This window comes from Peribacillus sp. NPDC060253 (assembly GCF_042727425.1).
In the GTDB taxonomy this organism is placed as follows: Bacteria; Bacillota; Bacilli; order Bacillales; family DSM-1321; genus Peribacillus.
The window spans coordinates 1-9296 of sequence record NZ_JBHXAS010000152.1 but is presented as its reverse complement, the minus strand read 5'-3'; the positions used below and the strand labels follow the sequence as shown (position 1 = coordinate 9296).

The window sequence follows — 9296 nt, the reverse complement described above, 5'->3', positions numbered from 1 at the left end:
AAACTGCATGTAATTTTTCGTCTATCGTATATTTAGTCAAAAAAACTGCACCTCCAATTGTTAGATGTTGTCTAACAATTGGGGTGCAGTTCATTCATGGGTTCCTTTTTTATTTATAAAGCGATGAAAAGTGAGATTAAAGCAGTCTCCTTTTTTACTTTTTACTTGATTTCGTCTATAGTTTTAGTTAAAGCAACAGGATTCTTTTAGAAGCTTAAGATTCATTGGAAAGTGGGGAAGGCATTGGGATTTAAAGAGGATTATTTGTTTTGGGAGACAGTAAGGGAATTGTCAGCCCATTATGATTATCGAATGATCACTGTCACGGAAAACCATCAGGAGATTTGGCTTGAAAGCGATAAGAATAAGGAATTTCCTGTCATCAGACTCATTCGGCATGATTTGGATTGGGCTAATTGGCTTAAACGTGATATTGACCGAACATTGCAGAATGGGGAAAGGATCAGAAGGAAATTATATAAAAAGCCGATAAACATATTAAGTATCTATGTAAGTAAATTTGCCCCGGTCGATGATTATGACTTTAGTTTGCAGGTGGCTTCTTTTAAAAAAACAAAGGTTAACACGTTTATTCTAACCTGTGAAACCATTCATGATTCGTTGCAAAAGCTTGAGCATGTTTTGAAAAAACCACTTTCAATTCAGGTTCTTCAAGAAGATGAAATAGATGAAGAAAGTATTCTCGCATTAAAGAAGGACGCAATCTCGGAGTCAGTCAAAAAGGCTAAGGCTGAGCAGAAGGTTTTTCAAAATGCCAATAAGCCAATCTTTACATATATATTCATGGCGATACAAATAGCTGTGTTTGTCTTGATGGAGTTTAATGGAGGCAGCACCAATTCCAAGACTTTGATTGAGTTTGGGGCTAAATTTTCTCCTTATATCATTGAAGGGGAATGGTGGAGGTTCTTTACCCCAATGATCGTCCATATCGGGTTCGTTCATTTACTGATGAATACATTTTCATTGTATTTGATCGGTGCTGAAGTAGAAAGGATTTACGGTAATGCCAGGTTCCTTTTCATTTATATATTTGCTGGTTTCGCCGGAACTCTAGGCAGCTTCATCTTGACCCCGAATCTTTCGGCAGGAGCGAGCGGAGCCATTTTTGGCTGTTTTGGGGCACTGCTGTACTTCGGAATTGTATATCCGAAATTATTTATGCGTTCGATGGGCTCTTCGGTCATCGTGTTAATTATCATTAACTTAATATATGGTTTCAGTGTTTCGGGCATCGACAATGCAGGACATATCGGAGGTTTGATAGGAGGGTTCTTGGCCGCTGGGGTGGTCCATCTTCCAAAATCAAAAAACCTCTTGCGTCAGTTGGCTTTTTTAATTGGAACGGCGGTTCTGACCCTATGCCTGCTACAATTCGGCTTCAACCATCAGAGCAGTGCTGCTATAGATGATAATACGATGGCCATGCTAGCCCAAAAGTATATTGATCATGAAGAAGAAGATAAAGCGGAAGAGATGTTATCCAAATATGTGGATGAAAATCCTGACGCACCCCTATCACTTTTTATTTTAGGAAATTTATCTTATGAAAAAAAAGACATCTCCAAAGCTAAGGATTATTATGAAGAAGCAATCGAAAGGAATCCGGATTTACATGGGGCCCATTACAACCTTGCCTTAGTCTACATGAATCTGGGATCATTCGATCAAGCGAAGGAGCAAGCAAAAAAGGCCATTGAGCTTGCCCCGGAGAATAAGTCATATACTAAACTTCTCAAAGAAATTGAAACTCGACTATAGCTTTTGACGTAGCATGATGGGGGTACCGTCTTTCAGTGTAAACATGACAAGTATTTCACTTTGATTCTTCGCCAATAGCAATCGGGGGATGGTGCTACCTTGTGAACTCATAGTGGAACCATCCTCCTTTTTTATTCCTAACACATAATTTTTATAAAGTCCTTCCCATAGCTTTCCAACGACTTCTTCACGCTTGAATTGGGGGAAGGCAGAAAGCCATTGGTTTTTTTTTGATGGCAGGTCGGTTAATGAGATGATTTTGTACTGCTCGAGATTAATGTGAAATGCTTGAGCGGCTTTCTCCAAACCGTTTTGAACCGTTTGATCGGTTAAGCTGTCCAGCGTTTTTTTCCATTGATTATGTTCTTCGGAAAGAGGACGATGGAAATATTGGAAAGATGGTGTCGTTACTATATAAAGTTTATCTTTACTAAGCTGCTGGGCACTGGTGAAAATGGTGTCACTTGGATGAACCTCTGCATAATGAAATGTTACCGCTTCGTAACGTCCACTTTCACTTTCTTTAGATTTCGCTTTTTGAGAAAGCTCTTGTTTATTTTGCCGCCAATTTTTTAAAGCTCCTGTCAATTTTCCATTTTTGTATAAAAGGGATACATCTTGACGTAGGTAGGCAGGCTGGTCTAATGCAGAATTTACCTTCCAAGTGATAGTATAGGTGGAATCCCCGGTTCCCTTTGGTATTAGATGAGTGGAAGCTTGGTCAAAATGGAGCGAGGAATCGATGGGAAAATAAATGATGGTTTCCTCAACCCGTTTATTATTTGAAAAATAAATGATGAAAAATATGGTAAGTAAGACTAAAAAAACGGTATACTTCAATTGTAATTTCATTTTTTCCCTCCGTTTTAAAGCATGATGACTGGTTTAAAAATATTAGGCTATTTCAAATTTTGAAATCAAATCGAAAGAGTCCAAATTTGGCGTTCACTATCCTGTTATTTCATCATATGAATAGAGTTGGACATGTATGAGGGTGGTGGGGAAAAATATCAAGAGAGGAAATGGTCGCTTGGTACAAAGCGGCTGATTCGTTATACTTTCCTTTAGAAAAGAGTAAAGAGGCTTATTATGAAAACATATTATGATCTTCAACAATACTTGAAAAGATTCGGTACATTTATCTATATTGGTGATCGCTTAGCCGAGCTTGAACTGATGGAAGCTGAAATCAGGGAAATCCACAGTATGCAGATGATGGATACGAAAGATTATCAAACGGCGATCCTTTTAATTAGGCAGCAATTGTCTCTTGAAAGGGAGAAACAGAAAAAAATCGATAAAAAAGGTGAGAGATGATGGAAAAGTGGCTGATGGGTGTCGATTTAGGCGGTACAACTACCAAACTAGCTTTGATCAATTCATACGGAGAGATTCTTCATAAATGGGAAATCAGCACGGACATCTCCGAAAAGGGCAAATTCATTACGATTAATATTGCCAAAGCGATTGATGCGAAGCTTGTGGAACTTAATGAACCGAAGAGTAAGATAGTAGGGATAGGAATGGGGGCCCCAGGTCCTGTGAATTTTGTTAATGGTTCCATTTATGAAGCCGTCAATCTAGGGTGGAAAGACTATCCTTTAAAAGATTTATTGGAAGTGGAGACTTCCCTTCCTACGGTAATCGATAATGATGCCAATATGGCCGCTTTGGGAGAGATGTGGAAAGGTGCGGGTTATGGTGCCAAAGACCTCGTTTGTGTAACACTTGGAACGGGTGTAGGCGGCGGGATCATCCATAATGGGCAAATCGTTCATGGAACAAGTGGAGCCGCTGGGGAAATAGGGCATATAACCGTTGTAACGGACGGTGGGGCACCGTGCAATTGCGGCAAGACAGGTTGTTTGGAAACGGTTGCTTCCGCAACGGGAGTCGTTCGTTTGGCTTTAGAGGCCTTGAATACATCCACTGAAACGTCCATGCTTCAGCAGAAAGTCGACGAAGGGATTGTGGTTTCTTCCAAATTGCTATTCCAATGCGCTGAGGCAGGGGATCCCCTGTCAAAAGCTGTGGTTGCTAAGGTAGGCGATTACTTAGGGCTAGCACTATCACATGTTGGGAATGTCATGAATCCAGATAAAATCGTCATTGGAGGGGGCGTTTCACAAGCTGGGGACATATTGCTTGATACTGTCCGTTCGGCTTTTGAAAAGTATGCTTTCAAACGGGTTAGTAAATCGACGAAAATCAGCCTTGCAACATTAGGCAATGATGCAGGGGTAATAGGTGGGGCCTGGCTGATTAAAAGTCATTTGAATACTTGATCCAATCTTGCAGTCTGGGGCAAACAGGGCTGCAAGATTAAATGACGAAATCTTCAAAAAATACCCCGCTTGAAGGGACAGATAGCCATTTGTGCTTTGTTTTTGAATTCAGGGGAGAACTTATGACCCATGATGGAAGCACGCTCTGGATCATGGCTCCAGAGCTTTTTCGATGAGGAGGGACCAGGTTTGAAAGGGGTCTTCAAAAATCAGGGATATTCATTGTTTTGGGTCGTATTTTTATCGCTTTGGCTTAAAACATACATTGCTTATAAAACAAGTTTTGAGATAGATATTGAAAATTGGATCCAGGAATTCATCCTATTGATCAATCCAGTCAGTTTCTTGTTACTTACTCTTGGCATGAATATATTTTTAAAAGAAAATAGACGAAAAGTGTACTTATTGACCATGAGTTTCTTCATCACCCTCGTGCTCTTTGCCAATCTTGTTTTTTACCGCTTTTTTAATGACTTTTTAACCATTCCCGTTCTTTTCCAGACGAGCAATATGAGCGATCTTGGAAGCAGTGTACAAGATTTGATCAATCCGAGTGACCTTTTGTATTTTGCCGATCTTCTGTTCTTGATGTTTCTGACGATATACAAACCAAAAACATTCCATGTACGTTCGTACAATTTGCAGGACCGTAAATTCTTTATCTCAATGGCTTTAGGAGTGACATTTTTTAATTTAGCCTTAGCGGAAGCGGAGCGTCCGGAACTACTGACCCGAACTTTTGACCGCGAAATCCTCGTTAAGAATATTGGTACGTACAATTACCACCTCTATGATGCAATACTACAGACGAAATCATCGGCTCAGCGTGCCCTAGCGGATGGCAGTGAATTGTCGGAAATTGAAAATTATGTCCGTTCCAATCAAAAAAAGGTCAATGATGATTTATATGGTCTAGCAAAGGGCAAGAATGTGATTTTTGTTTCATTGGAATCCACTCAAAGCTTTGTCATCAATAAAACTGTGAACGGAGAAGAAATCACCCCTTTTCTGAATGAATTCATTAAAGACAGCTATTATTTCAATAACTTTTATCACCAAACAGGCCAAGGGAAGACATCTGATTCAGAATTCATCATTGAGAATTCGCTCTATCCATTAGGAAGAGGTGCAGTATTTTTCACACATGCCCAAAATGAATACAAAGCCACCCCTGAAATCTTAACGGAAAATGGCTACTATACAGCCTCTCTGCATGCCAATAATAAAAGCTTTTGGAATCGTGACATGATGTATGATTCTCTTGGGTACCAGCGGTTTTTTAATAGTGATGACTACGAAGTCTCTGAAAAGAATTCCGTCAATTGGGGGTTGAATGATAAATCGTTCTTCCAGCAATCAATCGCTCACCTCGAAGGGATGCCGCAGCCTTTTTATGCCAAATTCATTACGTTAACCAATCATTTCCCATTCACATTGAATGAAGAAGACCGGACATTGGAACCATACGATTCGAATTCCAAAACTTTAAATCAGTATTTTCCGACAGTACGTTATACGGATGAAGCCCTGGAACGATTTATCGCAGATTTGAAACGTGTTGGCCTATATGAGAAATCGATTATTGTAATGTATGGGGACCATTATGGCATTTCGGAAAATCACAATTCTGCCATGAGCCAATTCTTGGGTAAGGAAATCACGCCTTTCGAATCCGTCCAGCTTCAGCGTGTCCCATTGATCATACATGTCCCAGGTCAGAAAGGAAAAACGATTTCCACCGTTTCTGGTCAAATTGATGTAAGGCCAACACTTATGCATTTACTAGGCATAAAAACGGACGATTTTATTGAATTCGGCAAAGATCTGTTTTCGGAAGAGACTATTGAATTCACCGTTCTTCGCGATAGCAGTTTCATCACGAAGGATTATCTCTATACGATGGATACCTGCTACGATAAAAAGACAGGAGCGATGACGGAAAGGGATCCATGTGAGAATTATTTGGAAAAGGCGAAGCAGGAGCTTGAATACTCAGACAAAATCATATACGGGGATTTGCTCCGTTTTTATGAGAAAAAAAAGATGAAAAAAGAAAGAAACTTGGCGCAATTCAGTTTTTAGACTGTAGACAAACTTTGATAATAATGGAGTTTGTCTACAGTTTTTTTAGGTTTTTAAAATTTGACCGTTGATTTCCCCTCCAGGCACTCGCTTTCCGCGGGCGGTCCGGAAGCCCCCTCGGCGCCCTGCGGGGTCTCCCCTTGGACGCGCATTCCTGCAGGAGTCTCGTACACCCGCTCCAATCCACTTTGTCATAAAACTAAAATGGATCCCATTTGCCCAAAGTTTTGTTAAGGTTTTATACTCCATGATTATAAAGAAGATGCCAACTGGACTTGGTGAGTGCCAGAAATGGCCTAAAATCAAAAAGGGTTTCGGACTGAGACCATTCCGGAACCTTTTGTCTACAAACTGGAAACCTGACGCAATCCAGATTTTTTTTGTTTTTTTAGCAGATTTATTTCCATTCAGGTGAAGCGCCATCCAATTATGAAACACGAAACTTCCTGAACATCTTTCTGTTGATCGTTTCATAAAATCAAACAATGAAAGGGGCGGAGGCTTTAATGAAAGTCGTGAGCAGAAACGGGGATAATTTGGCATATTACAGTGAATTGTTCGAAATTCCTAAAATTTTGATCGAGGATGCGAATCCGACCATTACTGGCGGAGTTTTGCCGACCGGCATGGAAGTGCAAATACCGGGGTTCGTTGTTCAGAAAGAGCCTCGGGTAGATAGCACATTAGCCGATATCGCTTTACAGTATCACTTGCCTCTCGATGCGATAATATTAATGAACCAAGTTGAAGAAAAACCCTTTTCCGTACCCGTTCGGGTCATGTACCCTTTCCTTGTCACCGAAAAGGCCTATGATTATCAATCACTACTTGATGACCTTGAAATTCTATCTTTTCATTACCCCTTCATTAAAATCGAATCGATAGGGAAGAGTGTATTAGGAAAAGAGCTCTTAGAAGTAAGAATCGGTCAAGGTGATAAGGTTATACATTATAATGGTTCATTCCATGCAAATGAATGGATCACTTCGGCGGTCTTGATGAAATGGCTGAATGACTTGCTGCTGGCATTAACGAATGATTGTACACTATGCGGGTTGGATTGTATGCCCTACTATCACGATGTGACCATTTCGATGGTTCCGATGGTTAATCCGGATGGAGTCGAGCTAGTCCTAAAGGGGGAGCAGGCAGCAGAGGGGAAAGTCGATGTCCTAAAAATAAATAACGGCAATCCCGCCTTTTATGCTTGGAAAGCCAATATCCGTGGAGTAGATCTGAATAACCAATATCCGGCCAATTGGGAGATCGAAAAGCGAAGAAAGATTCCAAAAGCTCCAGCCCCGAGGGATTTTCCGGGAGAGACCGCTTTATCAGAGCCAGAAGCATTGGCCCTGAAGGAGTTGGCTGAAAAACGGAACTTTGAAAGAGTGCTGGCACTTCATACACAGGGAAAGGAATTCTATTGGGGATATGAAGGACATGAACCCGAACAGGCAGCAAGTATTGCGCGGGAGTTTGAGGAGCGAAGCGGATATCGGGCCGTTCAATACGTTGATAGCCATGCCGGGTATAAAGATTGGTTCATTCAGGAATTCAAGCGGGGTGGATTCACAATCGAGCTGGGAAAGGGAATTAATCCACTTCCATTATCCCATTTACCTGGAATTTATGAAGATTCCATTAAGATTTTGATGGCAGGCTTGTATATGTGACGTCATTTTCATAAGGCATATACTTCCATAAAAATATAAGATAATTATTCGCCACTTTTGCTCTTTTTTACTTTATAATGAAAGTCGTAAGGGTTCGATTGGTTAATCCTTACACTCTTTCTAATGTCTCGCTCACATATGCCAGGCGTTTTAGTTTTGAAGTGGGAGGTGTGTGGAGATTAAAGTATCCAAAGCGGCACTTTGTATGCGGCTTTCCATTTGTAAGATGTTGTGTTTCGTCCCATTATTTATCTCCACTATCCTTCTTATCTCGGCTTGTGAGCCTTCCAAGGACCTTAGTAAACCCGTAAATGATACGGAAAAAGAACACTCCCAATCTACCCTGGAAACTTCAGTAAGTAAATTAAAGGTCCCGACTGCAGAAACGGAAAAAATCGAAGCCATTTATGGATGGCTTGATTCTAAAACCATTTTATATTCTGTAAAGCGGGATGGTAGTGAAATATCCCAGCTGATGGCATGGAATTTGGAAACGAATGAAACCTCCATTTTTTATCAGCCGGCTTTTGCGTTTTCTGAAGTGTCAATCAGTCCGTCTGGTACGCATATATTGGTATCGTCCTTCACTTCTTCTGGTAAAGCATCAATTACAATACTCGATCACACGGGAAATCCACTTTATACTGTAGCGATTCCTGCCTATGAATTATCTTATGTGTGGAATACATATCAAGATGGCGTGTTGTTTTTATCGAGTTTTTATGAAGATTGGACGTATAGCAGTTATGTGTTGAATCCAGATGATCAAACAATGGAAACACTGGACTTTCCACAGCCCTTTGCTCAATGGGCAAGTGAAAAGGAATTGATGTTTCTTGATTGGGATAGGGAAGAACCTGCTTTGACGGCTCCCTTAGAAAGAAAAGCGCTGAATGATGATGGAGCGGATAGCCTTATGCTCGATGTCATTCACTTCAAGAAAATGAAACAAGCGCTGATGACGATTCAAGTGGAGACAGAAAAACAAGATCGGGGTACATACGCATTTTATGATCAAGCAAACCAACCGATCCACTCTTTTTCCGTGCCACTATTGAAAAACTTTACAGATTGGGTGATTCCATCTTACGATTTCAATGAAAAAAACAAGGAATTCATAACGTTTATTCCTAATGAATCAAAAGATGCGGACCAATATGAAGGAAGGTTTACCTTAACTAAATTAAATTGGGAAAAAGGCACACAAGAAGAATTGATGAAGGACATGGAAAATGAACCATTAAGCTGTTCGCTTGATGGCAACCTCTGCTTATATGGATATCAATTTGAGAAAATCATTGATATGAAAACCCATCAAATACAAAGATTATTTAAACAAACATAATGAACTAAAACAAAAGCTCGCCGGTTGGCGAGCTTTTTTCGTGCGCCCGGCATGGGTGCAATCTATAGGGTGCGAGTCCCGAACCATGAAGGCAGTAGTAATGGTTAGCTTAATGCAAGGGTGTCCATG

8 protein-coding genes are annotated in these 9296 nt (G+C 40.5%); 6 read left to right on the top strand and 2 right to left on the bottom strand.

Going from position 1 to position 9296, the window contains the following annotated elements; genetic code table 11:
- The first annotated feature begins 243 nt into the window (after positions 1-243).
- Positions 244-1782 (top strand): rhomboid family intramembrane serine protease, encoded by a 1539-nt coding sequence (locus ACFWE9_RS24010; RefSeq protein WP_230156736.1) that lies wholly within the window; start codon positions 244-246, stop codon positions 1780-1782.
- Here ACFWE9_RS24010 and ACFWE9_RS24005 read toward each other — a convergent pair.
- Positions 1777-2634 (bottom strand): hypothetical protein, encoded by an 858-nt coding sequence (locus ACFWE9_RS24005; RefSeq protein ID WP_230156737.1) that lies wholly within the window; start codon positions 2632-2634, stop codon positions 1777-1779. The two genes, ACFWE9_RS24010 and ACFWE9_RS24005, sit on opposite strands and share 6 nt — an antisense overlap.
- Before the next feature lie 237 nt (positions 2635-2871).
- Here ACFWE9_RS24005 and ACFWE9_RS24000 point away from each other — a divergent pair, with 237 nt between their 5' ends.
- The 3 genes from ACFWE9_RS24000 to ACFWE9_RS23990 all read left to right on the top strand — a co-directional run bounded on the left by ACFWE9_RS24000 (position 2872) and on the right by ACFWE9_RS23990 (position 6149).
- Positions 2872-3099: a YqgQ family protein gene (locus ACFWE9_RS24000; protein ID WP_230156738.1), complete on the top strand. Its 228-nt coding sequence runs from the start codon at positions 2872-2874 to the stop codon at positions 3097-3099.
- Positions 3096-4067 (top strand): ROK family glucokinase, encoded by a 972-nt coding sequence (locus ACFWE9_RS23995; RefSeq protein WP_230156739.1) that lies wholly within the window; start codon positions 3096-3098, stop codon positions 4065-4067. Before ACFWE9_RS24000 ends, ACFWE9_RS23995 begins: the two co-directional genes overlap by 4 nt.
- A gap of 129 nt (positions 4068-4196) precedes the next feature.
- On the top strand, positions 4197-6149 hold the full coding sequence (locus tag ACFWE9_RS23990; RefSeq protein WP_377359161.1) for an LTA synthase family protein: 1953 nt from the start codon (positions 4197-4199) through the stop codon (positions 6147-6149).
- A gap of 45 nt (positions 6150-6194) precedes the next feature.
- Here the strand turns inward: ACFWE9_RS23990 and ACFWE9_RS23985 are convergent, their stop codons facing one another.
- Complete coding sequence (locus ACFWE9_RS23985) at positions 6195-6587, bottom strand: hypothetical protein (RefSeq protein ID WP_230156741.1); 393 nt, start codon at positions 6585-6587, stop codon at positions 6195-6197.
- 68 nt (positions 6588-6655) lie between these two features.
- Here ACFWE9_RS23985 and ACFWE9_RS23980 point away from each other — a divergent pair, with 68 nt between their 5' ends.
- Together ACFWE9_RS23980 and ACFWE9_RS23975 are read left to right on the top strand one after the other, a co-directional pair.
- A complete protein-coding gene (locus ACFWE9_RS23980) occupies positions 6656-7822 on the top strand; it encodes a M14 family metallopeptidase (protein ID WP_377359159.1) in 1167 nt (388 codons plus the stop codon).
- Positions 7823-7994: 172 nt separating this feature from the next.
- Positions 7995-9167, top strand: a complete 1173-nt coding sequence (locus ACFWE9_RS23975; protein WP_230156743.1) for a YqgU-like beta propeller domain-containing protein — start codon at positions 7995-7997, stop codon at positions 9165-9167.
- Positions 9168-9296 lie beyond the last annotated feature (129 nt).

Excerpts from the sequence above, each read along its gene's own strand:
- ACFWE9_RS24005 (WP_230156737.1), bottom strand. The coding sequence starts at position 2,634 with ATGAAATTACAATTGAAGTATACCGTTTTTTTAGTCTTACTTACCATA.
- ACFWE9_RS24000 (WP_230156738.1), top strand. The coding sequence starts at position 2,872 with ATGAAAACATATTATGATCTTCAACAATACTTGAAAAGATTCGGTACA.
- ACFWE9_RS23995 (WP_230156739.1), top strand. The coding sequence starts at position 3,096 with ATGATGGAAAAGTGGCTGATGGGTGTCGATTTAGGCGGTACAACTACC.
- ACFWE9_RS23990 (WP_377359161.1), top strand. The coding sequence starts at position 4,197 with ATGATGGAAGCACGCTCTGGATCATGGCTCCAGAGCTTTTTCGATGAG.
- ACFWE9_RS23980 (WP_377359159.1), top strand. The coding sequence starts at position 6,656 with ATGAAAGTCGTGAGCAGAAACGGGGATAATTTGGCATATTACAGTGAA.